The organism is Lysinibacillus sp. UGB7 (assembly GCF_049058285.1).
GTDB lineage: Bacteria > Bacillota > Bacilli > Bacillales_A > Planococcaceae > Lysinibacillus > Lysinibacillus sphaericus_B.
The window spans coordinates 78760-104228 of sequence record NZ_JBMGUV010000001.1 but is presented as its reverse complement, the minus strand read 5'-3'; the positions used below and the strand labels follow the sequence as shown (position 1 = coordinate 104228).

Genomic DNA, 25469 nt, shown 5'->3' with positions numbered 1-25469 from the left:
ATTAACTATATGTAATTTTATCATACTCAAACTCATTATATTCGTCATTTTTTCAAAAAAAGCGTTCTATACCTTTAAAATAAAAAAAAGACATAAGCAACCATGATCGCCTACGCCTTTTTGTATTCATTTTTAAATACGTTTTGCTTCATTACATCTATAACGAATCCGCTAAATAACACCATTGCTCCAATAACCATCATTGTTGCCATATATCTTCCCATTACCATTTCTAATATACCGTCATCTGCTCCGATAAATTTGTTAAGCAATATATTTGTAAATGGAGCTATAAAGAATATACTGCTTCCGAAAATTAAAACATTCATTGCAATCCTTGCCCACTCACGCACTAATTCTCCAATTCTTATACATGCAAGCAACTTGTTTAATTGTACAAGCTTCTTATAGAAAATATAAAATGTTCCGTTGATCAGCAAAGAAATAATAGCGTAAACCAGCAATAAATTAACGATCATTTTTACAACATTTATATCGAAAAAAGTTTGATCAATCATCAATGTCACATCTTTATCGTAAAGGTTCGATAATCCTAATAGATCAATCACTTCAATAGATGTTGAATATCTAAGGATAGACAAAAATATCAACGCTTGCATAACTAGATAAAAGAATACAAATTGTGTTCTACTCATAAATCCCCCTCCATTACCTATCAAATATTAGTGTTACAGAAACCGTTTCTGCTCTCTTAGGATGTTGACGAAAATATCGATTACGACTAACACCGTCTTGACTGCTCCCACCCCTAAAGGAGTGGAATTCCAAAGGAGTTTGATTCTAACGAACCCTTATCCGAGAGTGAGGATTAGTAAATCTTCACTCTTTGAGGGTGAGCCAAGCACCCTTTAGCTTGTAAGATACGTGTATCTATCAAGTTACTTTTTCGTAAAATGTTCAATGCCCCATTTACATCAGCGTTAAGAAGTTGTCCTGTTGCAGTTTGGTAAAGACCACGTTTTAGACGTTTTCCACTAAACGTAATGAATTGTTTTTCCGCTTGCCATACAGGTAATTCATCATCATCAAAGAAACTCGCCTTTGATGTATAACTTTCTTCTTGTTCAACGTACTCGATGCCGTAATATTCACAATGGTTATACAGATATTCTCGTAGTAGCCCAAAAGGGATTTGCGTAAATTGCTGATTCGTTTTCTTCCCTAAATGGATATTTCGTTTAAAATCCATATTATAGCCAATGATCAATATACCGATTTTCTGTTCAATACAAAGATTAACGATAGAACGTGCTACTTTATGAAAATAGTCTCTTATTCGATAATTTCGTTTTATATCCATACGAGCCAAACGATTTGTGTATTTCAATCCTTGTTTCATACTAATCGCTTGATACTTAGCTTTTTTCTTATTGTAGTAATGGTTAATTGATTTTAAAGGTTTTCCGTCATATAAATAAGACAGCCCATCACTTGTTACACACGTTGCTAAGTTGTTTAAGCCAATATCAATCGAAAGGGCTTTGTCTGAATCCAGGGCTACGCTTTCAAATGGTTGTTTATACACATATTGAATATCAAAGTGTTTCCCTTGTGCTTTTGGAATAATACGTACCTCTTTTAAGGTTTTTCCTTCAAGATGCTGTGGAAATTTTACCTTTAATTCCTTGATTCTGTGTACCTTTTTATACGCATTAGAAAGCGGAATATAGAAAAAGCCATCTTTCACTCGAATAGCGTTGGTACTTAAAATCAATGGGAACAGTCCGTTTTTCGGTAAATATTTTGGCATTTTTACATCTTGAAAACGATATTCACCATGCTTTGCCTTTTTAAGTAAGTTAAAAAAGGATTTAAAGCTACGATCAACGACTTTTAAAATCTGTTGTGAAATACCTGCTTGTAGCAATTTATAATTTTCATTGGATTTCGATACATGATAATTTGATTCATAGGTTAAAAATGATTTCTCAGTGAAATAGTGTTGTCTGACATGGTACAAGCCTACATTAAAAAGGTTCTTACTGACTCCACAAAGATTACGTAAATGCTGATATTCTTGTTTTGTTAAACCTTTGATCCGATTAGCTTGTGTACGATATGTCTTGTTCATACTGTCACCTCCTTTGCTATATTTTGATTATCTAGTAAGATTAAAAAACGCAATAAAATGGTAGTGCCTAAAGACACTACGTTCGTTATCATCCCACCCCTAAAGGAGTGGGTTTTCTCACTAACAATCTATAATCCTGATACATCATCTTGTATCCCTTTTTAACCAATTCACGTTCGCATTGTTCCGCCATTAGCATTCCTCGCTCAGATGTTTTAAAACGATGCCGTTCTGTAAACAGGCTGATGGGCATCAGTTATTATCCTCACTATCTACCCAATCTTCCCAATCTTCCCAATATTCCATATACCATTGTTGATCAGTTGCGGATATATTAGCTGATTTTACCAATTTTTCAGCAATTTCTACTAATGTATTTGTAGAAGCAGTTTGTCCTTTTGTATGGAAATGAACAATGGCTTTTCTAAATATGGACTGATCCAATTCTGTTAACCCTAGATATGCCTCGAATGTAGCTGGCACATCCTGCACCGAGATCACAGCATACCCTTCTTTTTGATGATTTGTATTGATCGCTGTTATCAATTTCATAGATTTATAACGCAAGTCATTATTATAAATATAGATTGCCTTTCCTAAAACAATGCCTTCTTTTAGCCCCACTACAAAGCTATTCGACATTCCTTCACTTATAGCTTCTAATTCGTCTTTTTGAATACCTAACTCTATTAATGTATTCATCTAAATCATCCTTTCTGATTTCTTTAACATCTTTTTCGAATTTACTTTGTCTAACACCAGGAAAACATACATCTTCAGCCCAATAAAATGCTCAAATTAAAGATTAAACCTCTTGTATCACTAAACAACATTTATCGAATAAATTCAAAGTATTAAGTAAGAACCTTTATAGCTGCGTCACATTTTTCAACAGTTAGACCATATCTGTAATCAGTACGTACAAGATGATTTATAAGCTCCCCCATATCATTATCATCATCTATAATGACGAATTTACCAACAGGATGCTGACAACTATTAAGGTAGGATTCGATTTCCTTGCCTCGTATTTCATTTGCTAAATATGGTGTAATTCCAATCACATCATTCTCTAAGTCATAGTGAGAGAATAGCCATTCTTCAATTGAGCCATCTACACTGTTGGCAATTTTCCGCCATGTGGATGAAACAACGATTTTTGCATCACATTCTCTTATTATCCGCTTTAAGTTCTTCACCGCTATTGGACAAAATTCTTGAAGAATATGTTTATCACTACGTATAAAATGATTAAGATGATTCATCATGCCATCAATATCTAAAAAAATAATATTCACTCTGAAACACCGCCTTCCAGTACCTTTTCCTCGTACCTTTTACTCAAAGTATTCAGTAAGTTCTTGGCAAATGTCGTGAGTTATCAAACCAACCATCTAAATCCTTCACGACTGCAAATTGAAATCCATCATCATTCCAATCGTGATGTTCTAATGCAGTAACGTCACAAATTCTGCACCAATAAGAACTGCTGATTACACCACCATCTACACTTTTAACGAAACGTAAACCAACACCTTTTTCGAAATTTTCACCACAACCCCAACACTTATGTTCTTTTCGAGTTTTAACGATTTTATCAGTAAGAACATCTGCCATCTTAATTCCCCCTTACTGCATATTTTCTTTCCAATATTATTTACCACTGTATTTTTCGTTGTGTGCTAAAGCTTCTTTATGAGCTTCATTCAAAGCATGTAACTTTGCTTTCTTGTACTTTTTCCATATTAATTCAAAACCAATTACAATATCCTCACTATAGTTTTCAGTAACGTAGTGTTTTAACTCTAAATAACTATTGCTATTGTTCGGGAATTTTTTATCTCTATACATTTGGTTTGCAAAAAAAAATATTCGTTCGCAATTTAATGCATGATAACAACCATCTCCTCGGTCTTTCCTAATATGTTCATGTCTAAAAGTAATAGCAAAGCTATAAAAGGTCATCCAATTTCTCACAGTAATCCTCCTTCATATGGTGTATTATCATATCAAATTGTTCAGAAACTTTATCTAAAATAAATACCCTTTATTTGAATTAATATTGATTCAACAAGATATTCTGGAATTGAACACAACTTAGCTATCTCTTGTGTTTCTTTTCCTTTTTCATATAGTTTTAATACTTCGTTTGTAATTTCATCTAAACTTTTATTCTCCATTTTTATCGCCCTTCTTAATGAATAATATTGTTCAAATGCTTCTCCAGCACTTCAGTAATAAATCTTTTTTGCGTAAAATCTAGCCCTACTAATTCTGAACCTTTGTACAATGTAAATTGTGGTCGCCCTGTACATTTATTATGAATGATAAATGGTGTACCGATTACCTGAAACACTTCCTCTTGATATGTCCCATCGTTATTGAAACTTTTTCCACCGCTATTCTGATAGCGAACGACTGTAGAAAAGAGTAAAGCACAGCCAATTGATTGCAGGTATTTCTCAATTTTCTTCACAACCATTCCCCCTTTTGCCATTAAGCAACTGTTTTATTTGATAAAAAAGACTGCCAATTAAAACGATCATCACAATCATCCATATCAGCTCGTCTCTTTACATCAAAAGTATTGATGCTTTGAGAAATTAATGATTTTTCTACCTTTTTCATGAATCCTTACGAATTCATTATTGCAAGAGTCACAACGAATAATTAAATCAGCTGTTTTTGGTCCACTTTGCCCTGCTTCATCAGGATTCTCTCCATTAACAATCACTACCACTGGATGCTGGCAACAAGAGCCATTATCGTGCTGCTCACATGCCTGAAACTCTTCCTTTGTAATGAGCTTTTGCACTTGATTTTTAAAAATGTTTAGTCCCAAACATTCAGATTCCAAAGATTCCTTTATTGTTTCAAGCTCAGCCGCTCGTTCAATAGCATTCATACTATAAGTGATTGCTAAACGCTCTTCTTCTGATACCCCACCTGTGTTCAACATCTTTTGTAAGCTTTTTAATGCGGTTTCATCCTTCAACATCAAGATACCTCCCTCTTTTACTCATTTTCATATTCTATGTATCAGATCAAGCACTTAATAAGTGTTCGACCTGTTTTTTTGGGTAGCGTTCGCAATTAATGGTGAAATTAATTTTCTCATTATGTTTAATATTCTATTGTTCCACCTTTAAATTCATAGTAAATACCAGTTACGTTAGCAAACTCTTCTATGATTTGTGATTGTTTGTTTTTGAATAGTTCTGCTGCTTCATCAGTAAATACATATAGGTTTTCGTTTTCATCTTCATCATCAGCGTCCTTAATCACATCTAATTCAGAAACCCATTGTGAAAATTGCTCTTCTATATTCTCAATTAAATCTATAAGACGATACTGATATAATCGTTTGTTTTGTTTGAAACGATTTCCTACAGCACATTTTATATTTTTCAAATCTAAAAACGGAATGGAACATAGCACATCTTCATATATCATTATTTCTGAATCTTTTTCATGGTTGTAAACCAATGCAAAATCAGTGGATTTGATGTTTAATACAACCCCACTAAAACTGTTTTTAACAATGAATCCAGTTTCTAAATTCAAAACTTTGGAAATTTCATGGCAGGTATCTTTAAACCATACATCTGCTTCAACTTGATTTCGAGCATATACAATTTTTCCGAATGTTCCTTTAGGTAGCTTGATGTTATTGTTCTTAGCACCAAACAACAACCATATGTCCCGACCTTCTTTTACTTCACGATATTTTGATTTAACTTGATTCGATATTTCCATATCAAAATTCCCCCATTCTAATTATTTTTGACAAAATGTTCAGTTACTCGTTATCTGATAAAGTTGATAAAAACTCTTCAATTTCATCTTCATCTGCAAAACTTATTTCTCCTAATATTACTCTTGAATAATCGCCATAATGCGATCCATTTTGTCCTTGTTAATGTTGTTAAGCACTGATACATCAACTGTCATATATGCATGATTTTGGCGTTCACGCAGCTGATAAAACATGCCACCTTTTTCGTTTTTAGCACGTACTTTAATTCCTGCAAATTCTACGTGACAAATGCCTTCATCGAGCTCATACTCTTCAAATACTTCATCGTATCGCTCATTTACAATAGCATCGATATAACTGGATAAATCCTCGACATGTGTTAGTTCCAGCTCTTTTTCAATAGATTCCTCATTACGTGTGCCATATCGAATTAGTAAAAACGAACGTGCTTCAACTTTCTTCTCAGACCAATCTATTTCAAATGGTATTTTTGTTGTTTGTTCCTTCATAGTTACTCCACCCCTTCTTCATTTACATTTGGTTGTTGTGACATTTGATAAGCTTGCACCTTTTTAGCGAAATCCTTTTTCATTGTAATACTCCTTGAACTAGTGTCTGCATCGATTAATGCTGCCATATCCTCTACAGTAAAGTAGGCAACGTATTTGCCATAATCAGGATTATAATTTTTATCTAATTTAAAAGGGAATTGACGAAATTCTACATAGCTATAACCTTTTGTACTTTCGTGATATGTCAAATTTTCGATTCTGAAGTATTCATCAAATTCACGTTGCAACTTCGAATCATAAGATGCCTTACCTTGCTGTTGCCCTCCAATGACATAATAAATATAACTACTTCTACTTGAACGAGCTGTACGCTCTGTAAGCTCCAATTCGTTATAAATGATTGGTTCTAAACTATTAAAATACGGTAAAATAAATTGCTCTTCTACCATTTTATAATCCGAATCCATCTCGTTGATTTCATCTCCTGCAAACATGACACGTACTGCAAAGACCACTAATACAATTACACAAATACCAAACATGGTAGTTGTTGAATACATCCACCAATTACTTTTAAAACGTCCTACTTCATCTTTTGCTATAAAGTAGATGAAGAACAACATGAAGAAAAAGCCGCCTAATGCCAATATTGGAACTGTAAAACTTACTCCTACATATTGTTCGTAAACGGCTACTAATTCTTCTTGTGTCATATGCTTATGCCGCCTCCACAATTTGAACAGATGCTTTTAATTCATCTGATTCAATGATTGTTGCTAAGATTTTTTGGAATGGTGTAATATCCCCATCTTGCAATGCTCGTACTGTTTTAATTACGTCAAATCCATTTGATTGTGATTTATCAACTTTTACTAAATGATAAAATAGACAAGTCTTTACAGGATGTTTTAAATCTTTATTGCTAAATACTTCACTGATAATAACTAACTCGCCATTTTCGAATATAGTTGGCTCGTAGTTGCTTAGTTGAGGCGTATATAAGCCTTCTTTTACTTGAGGTGCTTCACCTTCAGATAATTCAATTACTTTCAATTTGCGTACATAGCTCACGTTAAAGAAATCGGACCAGCAAATTGTAACGTTTTTGTTTTCCGCCTCAATAGTAGCTGCCTCTTCATCTGTAACTCGTTTGAAATTTTCCATAATTGCCTCTTTTAGTACCACAACATAGGCAACTTGTGCTTCGTTTGAAGTTAATTGAAACTTCGTATCGGTTTCGACTACTTCGTAAACCTCTCCTTTCGACCAACTATTTTGATCTGTTGTTAAGCCTTCTAATGCTACAACTTTAAATACTTCATGTTTCAAGTCAACCATCCTCTCTTTAATGGTCATTCGTAATAAATGGTGAATGCCCTCACTTTGCACTTTTTTTGCTAAATAATTTGATTGTTTAGTACACTTTATTTAACTTTTTTCATTGTGTTTGTTTCTAAGTTTTTTTCGTTCTTCTACACGTTTGCGTTTTTCGATTAATCGTTGTTCTAAAATATTAATTAAATCTGGATTTTTAGCCAACGCTTTTGTTAATACCTCGTCAAACGCTTCAATTATAGAAATTTCCTTTTTCTCCACAATTCCTCACCTAGATTACTACACATTACCTTTCTTATACTTCACATATTGTTCTGTTCAGTAACGATTATTTCTCCATTCTTCAATTGTGCTTTTCTATATGGATATTCAGATCAGAAAATGATTAGTTTCATTGCATTTTTTACGTTTTTTAAATTCTTCTTTTAGCTGTACTTTCTTTTTTTCGGGAGACATTGCAATCCCTCCTTACTGCACAAAATTGTTCTTACAAGTCATGAGTGCGTGATAAAGATAAGTAATGATTAATAGCAATTATGGTTTTAGGGTCCTGAATAAGTCCTTCTATTAGCATCTCATTTACTCTGCATGGACCGAACCAATGAATAGCTGAAACTTCATCACTTGGATTTTCGATAAATAACTTCCCCTGGTCTTTAACTCGTAACACATGAATTTCAATCATCGCATCCGTAGAACCAATAACCATATAATATTTAGTCAACATAAGAGGATCGATTTCGATAATGTCTTTACGAGGAATCAAACATTCCTCTTCAAGTTCTTCAATCAATACTCCTAATGGAGCTAACCCTTCTTTATCTAATACACCAGCAGGTATCTCATAGGTCATCCCTCCAACCGTAGGTCTATACTGCTCTACTAAACACATATTTCCGCTCTGATCTATTACAAGACCTGCTATCGCATCTTTTAAAATAAGCTTTTCGTATTGTTTTTTCTTGCCATTAACAGTGGCATTAACTGCTTCAATCTTATGAAATCCATCATATAAGTAAGTCATTTTAATTTATCCCTTCTTCCCATTTGTAATCGTTCCATAAAATTTCTGACGTTGAGATACCTTCACCACTATATCCGTATGCATATTCGTAATAAATTGTGAAATGTCCTCACTTTACATTTTTCTTTACCAAATAATTTTCTTTACTTTAGTTGCGTAAGTTCGTGGACGATTACCTTCTAATTTCATTAATGCACATGCGATAATTTCATTTTCTTCAAGTGTTTTGTCTACTTCGACTTCGACCACTTTACTAGGCATTAAAAATGGATTAATATGATGAACTCCGAAGTAAAACATCACTTCATATTTGACCAAATTAGATCCCTCCCCTCTTCAAAAATTTCGTTTATTAATTAATAATTCCAGTCAAAACAAAGTGGATGGATTGAGGAAATTCAAAAATCATGTTATAATTCGGTGTGAAGAAGAATATAAAAAAAATAAGACTGTTTAGTGGTGGTACACCAAACAGTCTTAGTAACAAGTAGAATCGCTTCAAAGGCGATTAGCGAGCAAAAAGTAAACCACTACTCAGCTTTGGGGGCGAGGGCGGTTTACTTTTTTTTAGTAAAAGTAAATGACAATGCAATCACAGATACGATAAGTGTTGAAAAACTTATAGTCATCATCATTGCTTCGAAAACTGTCATTGGCAATCAACTCCTTTCCCCTTCAAAAAAAACGAAGATTATAGGTGTTTAATTATTGCCAACCGCCCATGAAACCTCTCACTTGCTACTCTCTTATTATACCATTTTTGTTAGGTGAAATATAGTTTTTTTCTCTTAAATTTACCATCTTCTTTTACATCAAAACGCTGTTATATCAAGGCTTGAAAGCACTTTTGTTTGTATACAAACGTACTTTTAAAATGGTAATGATATAATTTTAATCCACTCTTAAAATACTTTTTAAAATTCTATTTTTCTCAACATTTTCTAAATTTTTCCTAATATTATTCAGTAACCGTCTGTTTATCTTCATTGCGAATCAAATGCGGTTGCACTCTTGATTTGGGCAAACGCAATAAAGTGACTAAACCGAAATCATCTAGTGCGTTATCACCCTTAATTGCATCTTCTGGAATCCACACTTCTAATTTGATTCGATGATAACCTTTGCTTTTACCTGATTTACTAGGTGCATGTACAGAGCAACTACCCGACATCGGAGCTAAAACTAACATACTATCAGAATTACTTTCTTTAATTTGTTTTGCTACTTTACTAACTGATTCATCAGTTACATCAAAAATTACACTTCTCATTTTTCTCATTCATCCTTCCTATTGCTGAACATTTTTTATCGATTATTTAATATCCAAATCTCCAATTAGGCTCAATCGTATAGCGACCATAAACCTTGCGACCCCTACCGTTTTCTACTGCCGTTACTTCAAACCATTGACCTGTTTCATCGTATTTAATAACATCGCCTTTTTGGGGTTTGTAACTAAATGAAAACACCTTTTTACCATTCACATAAAAGGGATACATGCTATTCACTCTCCTGCACAATATCTTTCAATCAATAGCCTCTTTAATTAGTTTTTATATTCGGGCAACACTGCCTTCAATTCTTCAACAATGTAAGGTACTGGCTCAGGAGTAGAGCGGATATGATTATCAATATTGCGTAAGACCTTAATTATATCGGTATGACGTTTTGCTAACTCCCTGTATACAAATTTGTCAACAACCATTAACATCGTTGGATTATTCTCAAAGTGCTTTCTATTTAAGGCACGAATTTTACCATTTATCAACACACCATCCAATTCAAATCGTTCCAACTCCGCTACACAATCCAATAACTCGCCTAATTCCATTTGTGCTAATTCTTCTTTGATATTCATTTGCCCAAACTCCTTTCTACAGATTTCATTTCTATTAGTTTTAACGTGTTGTTGAGTTACTCATTATCAGTTAAAGTTGATAAATATTCTTCGATTTCATCTTCATCTGCAAAACCTAGTTCTTCCAAAGCTTCAACAACTTTATCAGGCTCATTAGGGAATTTGTCAGCTACTTGAAGATCGAAGCCTTTATTATCACCTACTTTACCGAACTCGTTCGGAATCATTGTGTAGGCAAAAACTTCACCTTTAAATGTTAATTCTTTTTTTACTTTCCCATCGGGCGTATAAGTTACAACATATTTAGCCATTCGTATCTCCTTCTTTCACTCCATATAATATTCAATTCGTTTAGCAATTAGTGCTGTTCCAATCACCGTCATCTAACCATTCATATATCCAAACTGCCAAATTGCGATGTTTGTTTTCATTAGTTACGCTAAAGTGCAACCCATCCCCACCTAGACTTAAATTGATGTGAAATATCTTACCTGTTCTTGTATCATAAGTAGGTGAAATGTACTTAATTAGCTTACCTTTCATCTCACCAAACGAATGTTTTTTTTGAATGTAAGCTAACAAATCTGTAAATTCTTCTACTGACATATAATTGCTTTGTATATCCATTATTTACGCCTCGTTTTCTTAACAAAACTGTTCTTATTAGTAGTTGATAATCTCTAAACACATTTCCCTACTAATTACGAATAGTCGGTATTATCTTCTACTTCACAGCCCTGATCAATAAATTTTTGTGCTGCCTCTTCAGATTCAAACGCTAGAGGAATTGGTAATGAATGTTTTCTATCTAACAATAATACCTTCCCTAATATTGTGTGTGTATCTACTTCGACATACCACACACCTTCTACATGTCAAGGCTTGCAATCAGTCAGATTCATCCCCCTTATCAAAGTTTTCGTCCAATCAGAATGGTTTCGCCTTCATATAAAGCAAAATATTCAGGTAAATATTCTTCTTCAACACCTGTATCATACAGCTGGTTTATATATCGTGAACATATTATTTTCAACTCCTTCATTTATGTAATTTTTAATATGATTTTAACTATATGTATCATGATATATTTTAATTAACTCGTTGTCAATTATGTATCGTCAATTATTGTTGACTATTTTTGTAATAAAAAAGCACACCGTTATGATGTGCTCAAATATTGCCGTTTGATTTTTATCCCGATGGAGCCGCCAAACATTATGCTCGATAATCCCTCTGCAATCATCAATGAAATCAATAAAATATAATTACTCCCTCTTACAATGGAAATCATCATCGCATCCATCATGAGCAACTACTTTTATATTCTTTTTAGTGCATAATCCTTCACCAGCAAATCCTTTATCAGTACCTTTATAATCATCTGTATAGTGATTACAGAAATCACAAACTCCACCCATTTCTTCGCATTCTTTACCACAATATTTAGCCATAATTATCAATCCTTTCTAGTTTAAATAATATTATTCATATTGTAATATCGATATTTAATCTTCTTTTTCACTTTCCTAAACCTCCTTTAATACTCATTTTTCTCTTTAATATATTCATCAATTGTTTGACCTTCATATTTAAGCGTCATACCTGTTTTTTCTGTAAATTTATTACTAAGCTTTTTATATGTTTTTGGTGTCAATTCAATCACTTTTTTATAGTAGTTAGACGTATCATCATCTTTTCCTACTAAATAAAGCATATCTACTTCCGCTCCATTATTCAAAATTGTATAAGTAAACGATGTAGTTGTACTCAGACTATATGTTTGTACGTCTGTTTCAACAACGTAATACGCACCTTTACCAAAAAAACCACTTTCATAACCAGCGGTGGTATTTAAAATTTTCTCTTCTGCTTGAATCGATACTTGATCTTCTTTTGGTTTTTCGTCTGTACAACCTGCTAATAATGTGAATGTTAGCATCATAACACTCAATAGTAGCCATTTTATCTTATTCATACAGCCGCCACCTATGATAAATCAGCTGTAACAAAAACATCTTCAATGCTTTCGCCTAGCTGCTTCAAATATTCTTTTTGTTCAAGTTCTGTCGAAAGTGCTTCCAATTTATTTTCTTCCAATACTTCACAGCCATCGCCCTTTGCAATCGTTGCATAACGATTAGGAGCAACACCCATTTCTCCCTGTATTTCAAATCCTTTTTGAATCATTAAATTTAAAGCCTCTGTATACGTAATTTTTTTCATCACAATCTACTCCTTATTGTTTGTATTTTAGTAAAGCTTTATCAATTTCATGTAAAAAAAATGAATGCTTAGAAAACACGCATTACTCCTTTCCCATAAACTTATGCATTATACCGATTTCCGAATGAGATTATTCAAAAAAAAGTGTTCTATGCGTAAAACCCTACGCACAGAACACTTTTCGGCATTTTATTTAATTGGTTATTGGAAATGATAAACGTTTAATTCTTTTTTTTTAATGTTATTAGGCAAACATTTTTACGCATAATATCCTGTTCATGAAATACTTTATCTGTTAATGGTGAAACAATAAAGAATGCATCCGTTTCCCATAATTGATTCAGCATTTCATCACTTACTTGATTTGTAGCAAGTAGATTCTGAATACTAGAGAAGTCATTCAGCTGGTCCAATAGCTCCTGTAAAAGTTTAATAGCATCCTCACGCATAAATGGATTGCGGAATAAAACTTTTGTTGTTACCTCTATATAAATCAATAATAATGACATTAAATTTTTTTCTTCAGTTTGATAAAACGTTTGCTCATATGGATCATACTGATCTGATTCCATAATGAAACGTGCCATCGGATGCATAGTAGCTGTAGCTAAAATTTGTTCCAAAATAATCCCTCCCCTTTATTGCTTTCCATAAGCGTCTAATTCTTTGCTCCATATTTTAATATGGTCAAGTGTCGTTTGCCAACCGTCTAAGCATTGTTGTAAATAATCTACTTCACTTTTATACTTTTTGGCTTCCTCAGAACCTGGAGATGCTGCATCTAATTTCTTTTTCATATCCTCTAATTCATATCGAACTTCATGATATTTTCGATCCGTAGCTGAATGTGCAATTTGTAAAATCACTTGCCGCTCCATAATTACTTCCCTGCTTTTTTGAAAGGCTTCTGCAAATCTTTTGTAAAATCGCTTATTTGGCATTTGATTCACCCTGCTCCGCTTTCATTACCTCAACTTCTTCTTTAGTAAAGTAACGATAGCAATCTTTGCATTTATATTTCACTTCATCATCCTCCACTCCGATTCCCACTAAATATGAATCAGGTTCAATTTTTAACAAATCGGAATGTGTACATGCCTCTTCCATTAAGTCACGTAATTCATTTTGTCTGTCATGCAATGCTGAAATTTCACGACCAACTTGATCGTATTCGGCTTTTAACCGTTTATATTCCTCATTCATTATTTACGCCTCCTTCACTAATTTTCTCGTTTTTGCATCAACCACTTTAGTAAAATGAGCATTTGACCATTTTTGAACAACACCATCTAAGCGTAAAATGCGAAAAACTTTACCACAGTCGGTTTCAACAATTTCAATTAGTTTTCCTACCGCTTTAATTGGCTCAACGAATGGATTTGTTGTTTCAAATACATAGTCACCTTCTATTGGATTCATTAAATCCCGAATAAGCGAAACTTGATACGTATTATTTACTAATGTCCAACCTGCAAATCCAGCTTCGATTAATGCTTTTGCTGCCTCATTTGGATCGTATTGTGGAGCTTCAAGGAGCTCGTTTGCTTTTTGTAATACTTCAGAAGTCCCGAAGGATTCTCGTTCATAGCGGTACGCTAGATCAAGTAATTGATTGATGTCCGTCATTGATACATTCATTATTACCTGTCCATCTAAAAAATTCGATTCTGCCCCCTGAATTTTCGCTTTCACTTGATCAATTTCAATTTGTGTACTTCTTAACATTTTTCTTCACGCTCCCTCACTGCATTCATTTCTGTATATTCCTTATAAGCTTCCTCAATCACTTCCTGATAAAACTGCACACCATCAAGATGACGCTTTTTCTTTTTTGAGTGATTTGTTAGGCTGGCTAAATAGCTCATGTAATTTCTTTTTTGAATTAGGCTTTGAATCGACTTTTTCTGAAATGGTAGCAGATTCAAGTGCTCGAATTTCTTCTCGTCCATTTTCTTCAGCTCCTTCTATATAGCGGTAGACGTTTTCCCTACCTACTTTTTTAAATTCACACCAATTAGTATTGTGGCTCATTCGTAAATCAGCAGCTAACGATGGTTTTGGTCTAGCCCAATGTGTTTCTACATGCTTTAAAATTTCATCCACTGTTAGCCAATCACCATATTCCTGCATAAAAGCTTTGACCGCCATCATGGTATAGCCGTAATCTGTAATCGTATCACCCGATTTCGAACCACCTACTGTTAATTCGTTATAAGGTCTAATGCTATCAGCTATGCTTCTTTCAACATGATGCTCAGCACTTTCGATAAATTCATACACATTTTCATATGAATTTTCACCTGTTATTAAACCTATAGGCACATAAAGTAACCCAACCCCATATTCACGCAGGATGTAATAAGCAAAACGATGATTTACATTATATGCCTTACTACGATTAGCTAATGGCACAGCAATATAAATGTATTTAGCTCGTCCAAACCGTTCAAATGCTTGCTCTAATACTTTAAAATTGAGCGTTTTCTTCATTTCAACAATGATTTCTTCACCTTGTTTATTAATTCCTACAATATCGGCTGTTCCCACTTCTCCATATACTTTCTCATAGCCAATTCCTTGCAAATACGCTTTTAATGGCTCAAACATATCGGATTCCTTCAAATCGAACCCCCCTTTTAATAATTTTAAAAAAACTATCTTTTTATCTTGTTTTTTACTAAACATTTTAAAAAAGATTTATACTTGCAAAAGACTGATTTCCGATGAATCATCTTTATTAGACCGCTCTACTTGCAAGGCAACGAATCCATCAAACGATTTCTTTACATCAGCAACCACTTCTTCTCCGATCAGTACCATCGCTTTCTGCAAGTCCTCACTGATTTCTCCCGATTCATCATCCACTACATACACTTTCATTATCGTGTGATACAAAATATATGTCATTTTAACCGCTCCTTCACTTCATGTAATTATTCTCATTTATGTATCCCCTAAGAAGGGGCTTACTCCGTTACGAGCATTACTTTATCAGCGTTATCTGATACACATTTAACAATAATGTCATTACCATCTACTTCTGTTACAACGAAATATTCACCCATGACGGTAAAAACATCTTTTTCGTCCAAATCATTCTTGCTGAAAATTTTCATTTCATTATCTTTACTACGATCTTCAACCATTACATTGTAAAAATAGCCTGTTTCTAATTGAGCCATCATGACTTCACCTCTTCTTCTAAATGTATTAGGTGTTCTGCAATACGCAGCTCTCCAACCTTTATTTGATGTCCTTCATAATTTTCAAATGTATCTTTATCCCAATCGATTAGAGCAAATAAGCCGCCTTCTTCTAAGGCTTTGACCGTCCCTGTCGCTTCAACTCCATCTAATTTTAAATTCGTTTTCACTCGATTTCCGACTTCTAATTTCTTTTTATTTGCTGGCATTTGTATCGTATTCACCAATGTCTTTCACCCCTCTATAAGTTTCATCAAAAGATTGCCCTTCCGTTTCTGCATTGATTGTTGTATTAGTGATTAAAAATTCCTCTACACAAATAGTATGGAGCTCTACATCCATGCCTTTAAAATCTTCTTCGTTAAATGGTAAAAAACTATAAGACCATGTTCCATGCACCGATTTCATGGCATACATTGTATAGTTGGCTAAATGTTTAACCATTTCAAATATTTCTGCAAAACTATCATAAAGGGTATTGATTGGGACAAATCGGTAAGATGCAAATTCATCCATAACACGTGTATGAGGAATATCGTGAACGATTTTTCCTTCCTTCGTTACTGGATAATAAGACATTCCTAACCACGAACGTCCGTCTTTGTTTACAGTACATGCCTTGTCTGCATAATATAAATTTCCGCTTTTGTGCAGGAAGTAGCTTTTACCAAATACACCATTAATCATTTTAAAACGTTCAATTAACTGTTCACTTGATAACTTTTCAAGAAGCTCCCACGTTTCTTCAGTTGAACTATGCATAAACTCGTTTTTCATAAATCACTCACCTATTGTTTATTTGATTGAATCCATTTATCTATTGCAATAGCCTTGTTATTTTCATACACTTTTTTACGGTCAAAATGGATAATGACAACTAATTCACGTTTTGATTCTGATTGCGTACTCACTGAACGACTACTATTCCATGAGTCAATAATTAAATTAGCTACCTCTTTAGCCTCTTCGTAAGATGCATTTGAAGCAATCTGTTTAAATATTCCGCCTCGGCTAATCTTCCCAGGCGTACTTTCATCACAATATTCACCGATTTTTTCTAGCCATGTTGTGCCACGTTTTATATCACGTACCAACATATAATAGCCACGATAGATTTCTTGTTTTTCATATTCAATCCAATTTTTCAATTCTCGAATACGATCATAGAACGGTCTTAACTTTTCCTCAATGGGCTTCAACTCTGCTTCAATTGCTCGTATCTCTTCTCGGTAGTTAGAAATTTCAGCCTCAGAACGCTCTCTTTGAGCAAAATACTGTTCTAACACAATCCATTCCTCCTTATGCCTATGTAAAATGTTTTGTTGAAAACTTTTTAGGCTTAAAACTTGTTATAAATAAATAGGTCCTATCACAATCTATGCAATAGAACCTATTCGGTATGCTGAAAAAGTGGTCCAACACTTCACTTCAGCATTTCTAAACGCAACCGATATTCTTCATTCGCCAGGTTCTTAACGGCTGTCCAGTCAATCGAATGAACACCTTCGTCAATTAACTTTAAATACTCACCCATTTCTTCAAAAGAAGTAAAGGTGCTGCATGATACGACACTTCCTTTGTAACGGATTGTTAAGCATGGCTCAGCATTCTCTGCCTTTGACTGCATCATTTCCTTAAATGCATTAGAATAGTTGATTTTAAGAGAGCCACGAACACTCGTTCCTAATGTAGATATACTTCTATATGCATCGCACCGAAGCCCTATTGCCAGGTAGTCTGAAATAGTTAAGGCTAAACCTTCTTTAATAAAAAATTGTTCTAGCTCTAACTCTTCCTGCATTTCCTTTTGCTTTTTGGCAATTATCGCTCTATTAAGCATTTCATCCCATTGTATATTTACAACTCCTGCATCTACTTGAGAAGCGAATGACTTTAATGATTCCAATGAATCAAATTCAAATTTTTCAACTTCAATCCCAAAAATTGAAATCCTTAGATCATAACCGCTTTCGTTTTGAGCAAACGCTCCTGGATTTATGCTTTCTACAATGCCTACAAACGAATATTTAAGTTTTCCACTCATTATCGCTTCAATGTTTATACTTATATCATGGCGAGCATAACCAATCATCAAGAAGTCGCCAATCATAAGGGCTAAACCATTTTTTATATAAGCTTGCTTGTTTAAATGTATCACTGAAAATTCCTCCATGTTTTTGATTAATTTCATCCTAACACTTCAATATATATTAAGTCAATTATAATTTACATTACATTATTGTTTACTATTTTGATGTTGCTCGTATACTTTCATTGCTCTAAAAATGCCAATTAAAACAATGGCTACTTATGTACAAGTGAATAATATTGGTATTTATATTTCCTTCACCTCGTTCATATAAAAAGAGTAGATACACTATTGTCTAGGTATCTACTCTTTCAATCATTATTAGGTTATATTCTTCATTTTTTCACTATGTCTTTAATAGCTGTCCAGTTAATCGGATGAACACCTGCATCAACCAACCTTAAAAACTCACCCATTTTTTCAAAAGAAGTAAAGGTGATGCATGATACCAAGATGCCTTTAAAATTAATCATTAAGTATGGCTTAGCATCCTCTGTCTTTGACTGCATCATTGTCCTAAATGCATCAGAATAGTTGATTTTACGAGTACCAATGCTTAAATTAGACATTTCCCTATATACTTCATCAGGATGAACACCTAGTACCAGATAGTCCGAAATAGTTAGAGCTAAACCTTCTTTACGATAAAATTCATCTGTTAATAAATCTTCTTGTGCTCGTCCTGTTGCAATTTTCGCTTTGTTCAACATTTCATCCCATTGGAGTTTCACAACACCTGCATCAAGTTGAGCAGCAAAAGATTCTAGCGATTTCAGTGAATCAAATTCAATTTTCCCTACTTCAATACCGTAGATTAAAACTCTTAAATCGTAACCATTGCGAGTATAGCCTTTTATATTCATATCCTTTACAAGCTCTAAAAGTGGAATTTTCCATTAACATTTGTCTCTAATGAATCGGGCGGCATACCAATCATCAAAAAATCGCCAATCATCAAAGCTAATCCACCTTTTTTATACGCTTCATCATTTCTACCTACCATTAAAACCCCTCCATTTTTTCATTCATTTTTTGTTAAATCAATCTTTACATTTTAATATACATATCGTCAATTATATTTTACATTTAGAAATATTATGGAGTTTCTTCTATTTATATTGTCACTTATTTTTGCTGCTCCAATCACTCTCTCGTTCTTGCATTACCTCACCTCTTTTTTGGTATAAAAAAAGAGCAGATACGCTATTCTCTAGGGTTCTACTCTTTCATTCATAATTTAGTTATTTTTTCGTATAGCATTTATTTTATCGTATAGTAAAAAGAATGCCATAAAGAGAACACTAGGTATAAATTGTGCAATGCAAGCCATATATAGTGGCAACCCATTAAACCATGCAAGTAGTAAGGTGATAAAACGAACAGCAAAACCTAATAAAAGCAATATGATGCCAAAAGTACGAGATGTAGGATTGGCATTACTACCAGCTAATCTAAATAAACCTAACCAAGTAATAATACCCGAAAGCAAATAAGTGGCAATAAGAACCATTGTAATAATAGTCATTGCAATCACCTCCCTTAAAGAGAATTTTCTATTTTTTCAACTTTCACATCTGTCAAATCGACAATATCGTAAGATTCCAATTCATCTTCCAATGGATATTCTGTTACATTTTCAATCGGTGCAATTACCTTATAATCATCTTCTTTTTGTTCAGAAGTTGCTATAAACGACTTCCCTGCTAAAAATAACTCATAACCTTTTTGATCAGTGTATAATTCAATTGTTTTTGCCATCGTTTCTATACTCCTTATTGTTTAGTAGCAAACATTAAACTTCGATAATTTGTGAATCAGGAAACAATTTGCGGAAGATTTCAAGTTCCAGCTCTTGTTGTGATGGTTTTCCATCAAGAGTTGGCGTTGTTTCTGCTGGCATCAGTAAGACAAAATTTTTCTTTTCAATTAAACGTTCTACCGTTTTTTTAAACTTATCTGTTGCCCATTCTAAATCACGTTGCTTTGTTAGCAGCACAATCCCTAAAATTGGCGACACACGTTGTTTGATCATCCCTACAATGTCGTGATCAATCATCTCACGCAGTGGAACTTCTTGATCCCAATAATTTGCTACAGCTGGCTTTTTACTTTTAATTGCACCTGCTGCTTTTGCTGCTTTAATAAATTCATCCGATACTTGATCGATTTTATATTTATCCGTTTTTGGAATAAATAGCACTGGTTTCTCCTTTGTGATTTCAATGCCATTCCATACGAATTTATCTTCTTTTTTAAACATTAAAAATTCCCCCCTAATCAATTTAAAATTTGTGCATTTTGTGTTGGTGTCGATTTCAGATATTCATCTACCAATCGAATAGCTCCAACGATTTCTGATTCAGTAAAGAGCCATGCGTTTACAGATTTGAATGTGACGTTTCCGTTATAAAACGCACCTCTTTGCAAATTATTAAAGAACAATAACGGATTGGCTACATGAGCCTTTACAACGCTGATCACATTTTTGTCATGTGGATTGCAATAACAAATTTGTAAACCAATTTCCCCTAACTTCTCCATCAATTCTTCTATTTTCATATCAAATACCTCCTAGCTTTTTTGAATAGCCTAAGTAGTAGCTCTTAAAACAAGTGCATCAATACGAGTTTCATCTATAATTTGACACGTACAATTAACACCAATAGTTAGCTTTGTACGATCTTCATTTTCGGTCACTTCCACGTTATGACCAAACCCTAAAAGAATTGAACCATATTCAATCATATAATTGATGTAGCTTCTTTCTTGACGGTCCATATTCTCAACTGGCACAACATAAACGCCGCCAATCATACCAGCAACACGTTTCGATAGCGGATCTGCTTTAGAAACCTCAGACTGGCTAATGAAGCCATCGCTCCAAACAATAGATGGAATTTGATCCCGATCAATTAGTAAAAATTTTTGGTTTTGCATTGATTCATAAATATAAGAACTTGTCATTAAGGCACGCTCCACGATCAATTGTTCACGCAATACAACAGCTGTAGGTGTAGTGCTGAACTGCTCCTTTAAATTGCTCAAAATAATTTCAAAACTTTTATCACGTATACGCATTTTTATCAAATTGCTTAATTCGTGATTGACCGAACGCAGCCATTGATATTTTTTAATGTCTGAAATATCGATTTCAATTTCAAACCGTTCAACCTTTAAATTTCGTTCACCTTCAATTAATTTCACTTCTTTATTTTTGTCACGATTTCGATTAATTAGTGGGGCTTTAATTTTATCCCCTACATTTAATTCATCTAAGATTGAAAATTGAGCGTTTACTATAATACTCGTTAATGGATGTGCTGTTGAAAAGATTTTAGCGATAGTCTTTTTAATAGAATCAAGACTGTAATCACTCAAATCTCTAATCTCATTACTATTTGAATAAGATTGGTTAGGATTACTCATTTTTTTTCACGTCCCTTCGATTTTAGTTATACGTGCTGTCAAAATACATTTTCATAAATTCTTCCTCTGCTGTACGTTTTTCTACATCATTACTTAAAATGATGAAAACTTTGTTTTGTCCATAAGACAACTGCATCAATATGTCTGAAACTAATCGCTTTGATTGTTTAGAAAACAACATTGGATACATGTCTGTTAACACGATTATTGATCTAACAAAGCGAAAAGCACCATTATCAACTGATTCTCTAAAAATTACTGGATTTTCCCAAACCGAAATATTGATTAAATGATACGGTGTTTGCATCTTAGCCATTAAGTTTTCAAAATAAGTACCTTCAATTTCAGATACTTCATCTTTGACCAATTGAATTGTTGTCTGCTTAATAATCATGTCCCATACACCCCTTTCTCTTTGATGTTTTAGGACTAGCCGATGTTTACGTCCTTCGATTCAAAAGTGTCATCAGGAGCATATTCCTTCATTTGAGTTTCATCCGAAGCGTGAAAATAGCCAAAAATCATTACAACAATCAGTGCCGTAGAAGCAACTAATGTCATCCATTTATTTAAACCTCTATTTTCTCGACCTTGTTTTTCTTCCATAACTAATCACCTCGCATTAGATATTTTCTCAATCAAAGATTGCTCATGACACATGATATGCATCTAGCAATAGCTTCAACACTCTATTCGACACTTTTTTCGACAAATAATTTTGTTTCACTGAATCTATATTTAATGGAATATTTAGCAAAAACCCCAACTATAATAAGTGATTTTAATAAAACTGATGCATTTACAAATGCACTTCAAAAAGGGAGTAGATTTTATTATGGAATGGATTTTAAAAGGATTAAATTATGCAATCAAACCGATTCGCAGCATGAAGGGTACTCGTATCGTTGGTGTGCGTTGGGGAAATGTCGCTATCTTCCTTGCAGTCATTCTCTTCTCAGCTATTGGAGCTGGAGTAACTGCAAATAAAGTTGCTGAAGTAGTAGAAGTTAAATATGATGAATTTATTGAGGCAGGTAAAGTTGAAGCTAAAAAACAATGGTCATCACAATTTTCTATTATTGAAGCAATTGCACATGAGCCATCAAATTTATACGATTTACAATCTCAATATTTAGACGGTGAAGAATTAAATCGTCAAATGACTGTAGTGATCGAAGAAAATCCACATATTCAAAAACAATTTGTGCCTTCGGGAGCTGTAGTACAATTAGTTGTGAAGAAGTAGTATTGCGAAAGATCATTGAACTATTCAATGATCTTTTTTATATGTAAATTATTATTGACACATATAATTAGAAACATTATAATTTAACCATATTAAAATAGATATATTAAATTACTTATTGTTTATGTCGGGGGTGGAAACACATGACAGTAGCACTACCAGCTACAAATGAAGAGCTAAGAGAAACAATTAATAAAATTTGTGAAATCGATATAAAATTGCGTGATAATAATAAGCTACTAGGGCGTTTCATTCTTGAACGTATAGGCACAGAAACTGCTTGCTATGAGATTGTTCGCATATCTGCATCATCTGTACGCATTAAAGCAGCTACACGCACAATCGTTTCACGTTGGGGAATTGCTACCCCTTTCCTATGCATTAAAAAATTTACGCTTGCGAGATGAATTTGCAGGAATTGAATTCTTGCCTCATGAATTAGTTCAGAAAAAACGCTTGCTGCATATCAGAAATTAAATATATTTTAATTTAAGCAGGTAGTTGTAATAGGCAGTCACCTGTAAATGAGAGGATGAAATATGTGGAGATAAACATGAAAAAGTTATTAGCTATCACATCTTTAACACTATTATTATCTGCCTGTAATCCAACAGAAACAGCAATTATTGAAAATGTTAAGCTTGTTGATACAGATCCTTTTGAAAACTGTAAAACATGTTCTTATGGTGTTTTTGAAAAGGAAAATGGTGAACAATTTAAGCTACCTATCTCAGACGAAAAAATTAAGCAAATGGTTGAAAATACTCTCTATGATATAGAATATGAAAATAAGAGCTTTGATTACCCAGATTATGAAGTAGTAAACATTTCGATTAAATAATCCTCATAAAATGATTAAATATTACATCTACTAAATTTATAGAAAGGAGTGGTTCAGAATGGAAGTTTTTCATCCTATTGGAACAGTTGTAACAGCCAATATTGAAGAAAAGAAAACCCCCTGCTTAATTATTGGACATCGTATTATTAATCCGTTTTCGATGAAAGCGTGGGACTACGTAGCTGTAGCTCACCCTAAAGGGCTTGTAAGACATTTTACAACTACCAAAACTTTTGATTACGATGATTTTATTTATTTTAATCATCCTGACATCATTGATAAGACTGAAGAAAATAAATCAGATGAATAATACTTTATTAAAGTGATCTATCAAAACTTATTGTTAGGTCACTTTTTATTTTATTTTCTATTGGTATGTTGTTTGAAAAGTGAAACCATATACTAGCTTATCGTTTCACTTTGCTAACAGTCTATTCATAAGAATTTAAAAATATGATCATAGAAAGGATGCAGATTGGCTTAATAGTATTCGATTAGGCGATTTGGATATGATGCAGCTTCGAAATCCTGAATCTTACATTATGCAACGCTTATCGATTCATTGAATAATAGAAAAAGAACCGTACTTTAGAAGTGGTCCCTTTTGTTACGATTTGATCAGTTCTGCTTCAATAGCATCATCAATTGTTTTCTTTAGATAATCCTTATTGGCATGTTCTACACCGCATTTCCATTTATGATTGCGATAACACATGCATTTTGCTGGATCAAGATGAATTTGTGGCAACTGATATTCCGCCAAAATCAATCTTCCAAAATTAATTCCTGGTTCGTCAGGATCGACTAATAAAAAGGCTAAATCTACTTCTTCTAACATTTCATCAATTAGCTTTCTTACACGATTATCAAATCTAGTTCCCCTTGTTGTTACTACCATGACATTTGGATACAATTTTTCTAATAGCCCCAGGCATCATTTGTTCCTTCTACGACAAATCCTAATTTCAACATTTTCACTCCCTTTATGATTTTTATTAATCATTCTATGCTCGAACGCTTGTTTTCTATACTATACTACAACTCTTTATGGAAATGATTATAGTCACTATCACTAATCATCTTTTTCAATCAAAATAAAAAAGCCTGAATATTTTTCAGACTTCTTTATCGATGTTTAGTTCACAACATCCATATTGTAACCTTTTTCCTATATCTTGTATTTGTCACTGATTATACTATCCAAACGCAATCATTGAGCCATTAGGTGTATATAGTATAGGGAATTAAATAGAAAGGTGGCGATAAATTTGGAAAACAACACGCAAACAAAAGAAAAATTAGATGTATTTTACACATCTGTTGAACAGCGGAAGTCTGAAGTAGTAAAGAATTTAATCTTTTTTACATCCATTGGTTTAGCTAACATTATTGGAACATTTATTGCCGTTTCAAAATTGGGCTATTATGGATTTTATTTTTTATTAATGGTATTTTTAGCCTTTTTTATTGGATTTTTTCAAATCATTTTAATGGCAAAATTAAAAAAAGGCATAGAACAAGCTGTATGGGAATTCACTGAACGCCCTCAAACATATACAACAAATTATCAAGTAGGCTTTTCGGAAAAAATTCTTTCACTACGTTTCTTAGAAAAAGTTGTACTTAACCCAATCTCACCAACTATATGTAGGGTAAAGGTTTTAAGTTCAATCAAGAACAGCATCACCAAAAAATATACATTTAAAATAGATTTAAGCTTAGATCAAATTGAATTATTTTGTGAATGCTTAACAAAACATGGTATTGAACAACATCAAATTCGAAATTATGTACAAACTGATAAATCTCCACCTGCATATGTATAGAATAAGTAAAGAGCAGCAGCATTGCACTCCGCTCTTT

General features: G+C 33.4%; 52 protein-coding genes. 5 read left to right on the top strand and 47 right to left on the bottom strand.

The features are described 5' to 3' along the window. Positions 1-110: 110 nt before the first annotated feature. The 46 genes from ACOMCU_RS00535 to ACOMCU_RS00310 form a co-directional block, all read right to left on the bottom strand. A complete protein-coding gene (locus tag ACOMCU_RS00535) occupies positions 111-656 on the bottom strand; it encodes a hypothetical protein (protein ID WP_421049018.1) in 546 nt (181 codons plus the stop codon). 173 nt (positions 657-829) lie between these two features. Further along, on the bottom strand, positions 830-2092 hold the full coding sequence (locus ACOMCU_RS00530; RefSeq protein ID WP_421049017.1) for an RNA-guided endonuclease InsQ/TnpB family protein: 1263 nt from the start codon (positions 2090-2092) through the stop codon (positions 830-832). 252 nt (positions 2093-2344) lie between these two features. Then, complete coding sequence (locus tag ACOMCU_RS00525) at positions 2345-2794, bottom strand: hypothetical protein (RefSeq protein WP_421049016.1); 450 nt, start codon at positions 2792-2794, stop codon at positions 2345-2347. A 152-nt stretch (positions 2795-2946) separates the two neighbouring features. After that, the gene (locus ACOMCU_RS00520; protein WP_421049015.1) at positions 2947-3390 is read right to left on the bottom strand and encodes an HAD domain-containing protein; all 444 of its coding nucleotides are present in this window, start codon (positions 3388-3390) and stop codon (positions 2947-2949) included. A gap of 52 nt (positions 3391-3442) precedes the next feature. Next, positions 3443-3709 carry a hypothetical protein gene (locus ACOMCU_RS00515; RefSeq protein WP_421049014.1) on the bottom strand — a complete coding sequence of 89 codons (267 nt, stop codon included), beginning with the start codon at positions 3707-3709 and terminating at the stop codon, positions 3443-3445. Between the two features lie 36 nt (positions 3710-3745). Further along, entirely contained in the window at positions 3746-4069 is a 324-nt protein-coding gene (locus ACOMCU_RS00510) for a YozE family protein (protein WP_421049013.1), read from the bottom strand. A 50-nt stretch (positions 4070-4119) separates the two neighbouring features. Then, positions 4120-4272, bottom strand: coding sequence for a hypothetical protein (locus ACOMCU_RS00505; RefSeq protein ID WP_421049012.1), 153 nt, complete (start codon positions 4270-4272; stop codon positions 4120-4122). A 14-nt stretch (positions 4273-4286) separates the two neighbouring features. Continuing rightward, a complete protein-coding gene (locus tag ACOMCU_RS00500) occupies positions 4287-4568 on the bottom strand; it encodes a hypothetical protein (RefSeq protein ID WP_421049011.1) in 282 nt (93 codons plus the stop codon). Between the two features lie 102 nt (positions 4569-4670). Then, positions 4671-5090, bottom strand: a complete 420-nt coding sequence (locus ACOMCU_RS00495; RefSeq protein ID WP_421049010.1) for a hypothetical protein — start codon at positions 5088-5090, stop codon at positions 4671-4673. Positions 5091-5215: 125 nt separating this feature from the next. After that, on the bottom strand, positions 5216-5848 hold the full coding sequence (locus ACOMCU_RS00490; protein WP_421049009.1) for a hypothetical protein: 633 nt from the start codon (positions 5846-5848) through the stop codon (positions 5216-5218). A gap of 117 nt (positions 5849-5965) precedes the next feature. Beyond that, positions 5966-6358, bottom strand: coding sequence for a hypothetical protein (locus ACOMCU_RS00485; protein WP_421049008.1), 393 nt, complete (start codon positions 6356-6358; stop codon positions 5966-5968). Positions 6359-6360: 2 nt separating this feature from the next. Continuing rightward, positions 6361-7074, bottom strand: coding sequence for a hypothetical protein (locus tag ACOMCU_RS00480; protein ID WP_421049007.1), 714 nt, complete (start codon positions 7072-7074; stop codon positions 6361-6363). Between the two features lie 4 nt (positions 7075-7078). After that, positions 7079-7690, bottom strand: coding sequence for a hypothetical protein (locus ACOMCU_RS00475; protein WP_421049006.1), 612 nt, complete (start codon positions 7688-7690; stop codon positions 7079-7081). 99 nt (positions 7691-7789) lie between these two features. Further along, positions 7790-7957, bottom strand: coding sequence for a hypothetical protein (locus tag ACOMCU_RS00470; protein WP_421049005.1), 168 nt, complete (start codon positions 7955-7957; stop codon positions 7790-7792). A gap of 226 nt (positions 7958-8183) precedes the next feature. Continuing rightward, positions 8184-8720: an NUDIX domain-containing protein gene (locus ACOMCU_RS00465; protein ID WP_421049004.1), complete on the bottom strand. Its 537-nt coding sequence runs from the start codon at positions 8718-8720 to the stop codon at positions 8184-8186. A 126-nt stretch (positions 8721-8846) separates the two neighbouring features. After that, on the bottom strand, positions 8847-9038 hold the full coding sequence (locus ACOMCU_RS00460; RefSeq protein WP_421049003.1) for a hypothetical protein: 192 nt from the start codon (positions 9036-9038) through the stop codon (positions 8847-8849). Positions 9039-9277: 239 nt separating this feature from the next. Continuing rightward, the gene (locus ACOMCU_RS00455) at positions 9278-9373 is read right to left on the bottom strand and encodes a putative holin-like toxin (protein WP_421049002.1); all 96 of its coding nucleotides are present in this window, start codon (positions 9371-9373) and stop codon (positions 9278-9280) included. Positions 9374-9678: 305 nt separating this feature from the next. Beyond that, positions 9679-9990, bottom strand: coding sequence for a hypothetical protein (locus ACOMCU_RS00450; protein WP_421049001.1), 312 nt, complete (start codon positions 9988-9990; stop codon positions 9679-9681). A gap of 46 nt (positions 9991-10036) precedes the next feature. After that, positions 10037-10219, bottom strand: coding sequence for an RNA-binding S4 domain-containing protein (locus ACOMCU_RS00445; protein ID WP_421049000.1), 183 nt, complete (start codon positions 10217-10219; stop codon positions 10037-10039). A gap of 47 nt (positions 10220-10266) precedes the next feature. Next, entirely contained in the window at positions 10267-10578 is a 312-nt protein-coding gene (locus ACOMCU_RS00440; protein ID WP_421048999.1) for a hypothetical protein, read from the bottom strand. A 56-nt stretch (positions 10579-10634) separates the two neighbouring features. Next, positions 10635-10889, bottom strand: a complete 255-nt coding sequence (locus ACOMCU_RS00435; protein ID WP_421048998.1) for a hypothetical protein — start codon at positions 10887-10889, stop codon at positions 10635-10637. Between the two features lie 40 nt (positions 10890-10929). Beyond that, the gene (locus tag ACOMCU_RS00430) at positions 10930-11205 is read right to left on the bottom strand and encodes a hypothetical protein (protein ID WP_421048997.1); all 276 of its coding nucleotides are present in this window, start codon (positions 11203-11205) and stop codon (positions 10930-10932) included. Positions 11206-11279: 74 nt separating this feature from the next. Continuing rightward, positions 11280-11441 (bottom strand): hypothetical protein, encoded by a 162-nt coding sequence (locus ACOMCU_RS00425; RefSeq protein WP_421048996.1) that lies wholly within the window; start codon positions 11439-11441, stop codon positions 11280-11282. A 402-nt stretch (positions 11442-11843) separates the two neighbouring features. Continuing rightward, positions 11844-12029 carry a hypothetical protein gene (locus ACOMCU_RS00420; protein ID WP_421048995.1) on the bottom strand — a complete coding sequence of 62 codons (186 nt, stop codon included), beginning with the start codon at positions 12027-12029 and terminating at the stop codon, positions 11844-11846. 86 nt (positions 12030-12115) lie between these two features. Next, the gene (locus ACOMCU_RS00415; RefSeq protein ID WP_421048994.1) at positions 12116-12553 is read right to left on the bottom strand and encodes a hypothetical protein; all 438 of its coding nucleotides are present in this window, start codon (positions 12551-12553) and stop codon (positions 12116-12118) included. A gap of 11 nt (positions 12554-12564) precedes the next feature. Then, complete coding sequence (locus ACOMCU_RS00410; protein WP_421048993.1) at positions 12565-12801, bottom strand: hypothetical protein; 237 nt, start codon at positions 12799-12801, stop codon at positions 12565-12567. A gap of 221 nt (positions 12802-13022) precedes the next feature. Next, positions 13023-13424, bottom strand: coding sequence for a hypothetical protein (locus ACOMCU_RS00405; RefSeq protein ID WP_421048992.1), 402 nt, complete (start codon positions 13422-13424; stop codon positions 13023-13025). A 15-nt stretch (positions 13425-13439) separates the two neighbouring features. Then, a complete protein-coding gene (locus ACOMCU_RS00400) occupies positions 13440-13742 on the bottom strand; it encodes a hypothetical protein (RefSeq protein ID WP_421048991.1) in 303 nt (100 codons plus the stop codon). Next, on the bottom strand, positions 13732-14004 hold the full coding sequence (locus tag ACOMCU_RS00395) for a hypothetical protein (protein ID WP_421048990.1): 273 nt from the start codon (positions 14002-14004) through the stop codon (positions 13732-13734). The genes ACOMCU_RS00400 and ACOMCU_RS00395 overlap by 11 nt, the downstream gene beginning before the upstream one ends. Positions 14005-14007: 3 nt before the next feature. Beyond that, positions 14008-14526: a hypothetical protein gene (locus tag ACOMCU_RS00390; protein ID WP_421048989.1), complete on the bottom strand. Its 519-nt coding sequence runs from the start codon at positions 14524-14526 to the stop codon at positions 14008-14010. A gap of 84 nt (positions 14527-14610) precedes the next feature. Then, complete coding sequence (locus ACOMCU_RS00385) at positions 14611-15423, bottom strand: hypothetical protein (protein ID WP_421048988.1); 813 nt, start codon at positions 15421-15423, stop codon at positions 14611-14613. Positions 15424-15498: 75 nt separating this feature from the next. Continuing rightward, positions 15499-15708: a hypothetical protein gene (locus ACOMCU_RS00380; RefSeq protein ID WP_421048987.1), complete on the bottom strand. Its 210-nt coding sequence runs from the start codon at positions 15706-15708 to the stop codon at positions 15499-15501. Positions 15709-15767: 59 nt separating this feature from the next. Beyond that, on the bottom strand, positions 15768-15986 hold the full coding sequence (locus tag ACOMCU_RS00375; RefSeq protein WP_421048986.1) for a hypothetical protein: 219 nt from the start codon (positions 15984-15986) through the stop codon (positions 15768-15770). Then, positions 15983-16231 carry a hypothetical protein gene (locus tag ACOMCU_RS00370; RefSeq protein ID WP_421048985.1) on the bottom strand — a complete coding sequence of 83 codons (249 nt, stop codon included), beginning with the start codon at positions 16229-16231 and terminating at the stop codon, positions 15983-15985. Before ACOMCU_RS00370 ends, ACOMCU_RS00375 begins: the two co-directional genes overlap by 4 nt. Continuing rightward, entirely contained in the window at positions 16200-16781 is a 582-nt protein-coding gene (locus ACOMCU_RS00365; protein ID WP_421048984.1) for a hypothetical protein, read from the bottom strand. The genes ACOMCU_RS00370 and ACOMCU_RS00365 overlap by 32 nt, the downstream gene beginning before the upstream one ends. Positions 16782-16792: 11 nt before the next feature. Further along, entirely contained in the window at positions 16793-17290 is a 498-nt protein-coding gene (locus tag ACOMCU_RS00360) for a hypothetical protein (protein ID WP_421048983.1), read from the bottom strand. Positions 17291-17427: 137 nt separating this feature from the next. Further along, positions 17428-18162 (bottom strand): hypothetical protein, encoded by a 735-nt coding sequence (locus ACOMCU_RS00355; RefSeq protein ID WP_421048982.1) that lies wholly within the window; start codon positions 18160-18162, stop codon positions 17428-17430. A gap of 266 nt (positions 18163-18428) precedes the next feature. Continuing rightward, a complete protein-coding gene (locus tag ACOMCU_RS00350) occupies positions 18429-18956 on the bottom strand; it encodes a hypothetical protein (RefSeq protein WP_421048981.1) in 528 nt (175 codons plus the stop codon). Between the two features lie 14 nt (positions 18957-18970). Beyond that, positions 18971-19096 (bottom strand): hypothetical protein, encoded by a 126-nt coding sequence (locus ACOMCU_RS00345; protein ID WP_421048980.1) that lies wholly within the window; start codon positions 19094-19096, stop codon positions 18971-18973. A 234-nt stretch (positions 19097-19330) separates the two neighbouring features. Beyond that, on the bottom strand, positions 19331-19618 hold the full coding sequence (locus ACOMCU_RS00340) for a hypothetical protein (RefSeq protein ID WP_421048979.1): 288 nt from the start codon (positions 19616-19618) through the stop codon (positions 19331-19333). 14 nt (positions 19619-19632) lie between these two features. After that, positions 19633-19851: a hypothetical protein gene (locus ACOMCU_RS00335; RefSeq protein WP_421048978.1), complete on the bottom strand. Its 219-nt coding sequence runs from the start codon at positions 19849-19851 to the stop codon at positions 19633-19635. 34 nt (positions 19852-19885) lie between these two features. Further along, entirely contained in the window at positions 19886-20353 is a 468-nt protein-coding gene (locus tag ACOMCU_RS00330) for a hypothetical protein (protein ID WP_421048977.1), read from the bottom strand. 17 nt (positions 20354-20370) lie between these two features. Further along, positions 20371-20652, bottom strand: coding sequence for a hypothetical protein (locus ACOMCU_RS00325; RefSeq protein WP_421048976.1), 282 nt, complete (start codon positions 20650-20652; stop codon positions 20371-20373). A 30-nt stretch (positions 20653-20682) separates the two neighbouring features. Next, a complete protein-coding gene (locus ACOMCU_RS00320; RefSeq protein WP_421048975.1) occupies positions 20683-21519 on the bottom strand; it encodes a hypothetical protein in 837 nt (278 codons plus the stop codon). 22 nt (positions 21520-21541) lie between these two features. Then, the gene (locus ACOMCU_RS00315) at positions 21542-21913 is read right to left on the bottom strand and encodes a hypothetical protein (RefSeq protein WP_421048974.1); all 372 of its coding nucleotides are present in this window, start codon (positions 21911-21913) and stop codon (positions 21542-21544) included. A gap of 35 nt (positions 21914-21948) precedes the next feature. After that, a complete protein-coding gene (locus ACOMCU_RS00310) occupies positions 21949-22125 on the bottom strand; it encodes a hypothetical protein (RefSeq protein ID WP_421048973.1) in 177 nt (58 codons plus the stop codon). Positions 22126-22354: 229 nt separating this feature from the next. On the opposite strand from ACOMCU_RS00310, the gene ACOMCU_RS00305 reads away from it, so the two are divergent. The 4 genes from ACOMCU_RS00305 (at position 22355) to ACOMCU_RS00290 (ending at position 23916) form a co-directional block, all read left to right on the top strand. Further along, positions 22355-22765, top strand: coding sequence for a hypothetical protein (locus tag ACOMCU_RS00305; RefSeq protein ID WP_421048972.1), 411 nt, complete (start codon positions 22355-22357; stop codon positions 22763-22765). A 143-nt stretch (positions 22766-22908) separates the two neighbouring features. Continuing rightward, positions 22909-23172 (top strand): hypothetical protein, encoded by a 264-nt coding sequence (locus ACOMCU_RS00300; RefSeq protein ID WP_421048971.1) that lies wholly within the window; start codon positions 22909-22911, stop codon positions 23170-23172. Positions 23173-23318: 146 nt separating this feature from the next. Continuing rightward, the gene (locus tag ACOMCU_RS00295; protein WP_421048970.1) at positions 23319-23606 is read left to right on the top strand and encodes a hypothetical protein; all 288 of its coding nucleotides are present in this window, start codon (positions 23319-23321) and stop codon (positions 23604-23606) included. A gap of 58 nt (positions 23607-23664) precedes the next feature. Further along, positions 23665-23916, top strand: a complete 252-nt coding sequence (locus tag ACOMCU_RS00290) for a DUF4176 domain-containing protein (protein WP_421048969.1) — start codon at positions 23665-23667, stop codon at positions 23914-23916. Between the two features lie 297 nt (positions 23917-24213). Here the strand turns inward: ACOMCU_RS00290 and ACOMCU_RS00285 are convergent, their stop codons facing one another. Then, complete coding sequence (locus tag ACOMCU_RS00285) at positions 24214-24519, bottom strand: hypothetical protein (protein ID WP_421048968.1); 306 nt, start codon at positions 24517-24519, stop codon at positions 24214-24216. 355 nt (positions 24520-24874) lie between these two features. On the opposite strand from ACOMCU_RS00285, the gene ACOMCU_RS00280 reads away from it, so the two are divergent. Beyond that, positions 24875-25432, top strand: coding sequence for a hypothetical protein (locus tag ACOMCU_RS00280; protein WP_421048967.1), 558 nt, complete (start codon positions 24875-24877; stop codon positions 25430-25432). The last annotated feature ends 37 nt before the right edge of the window (positions 25433-25469 follow it).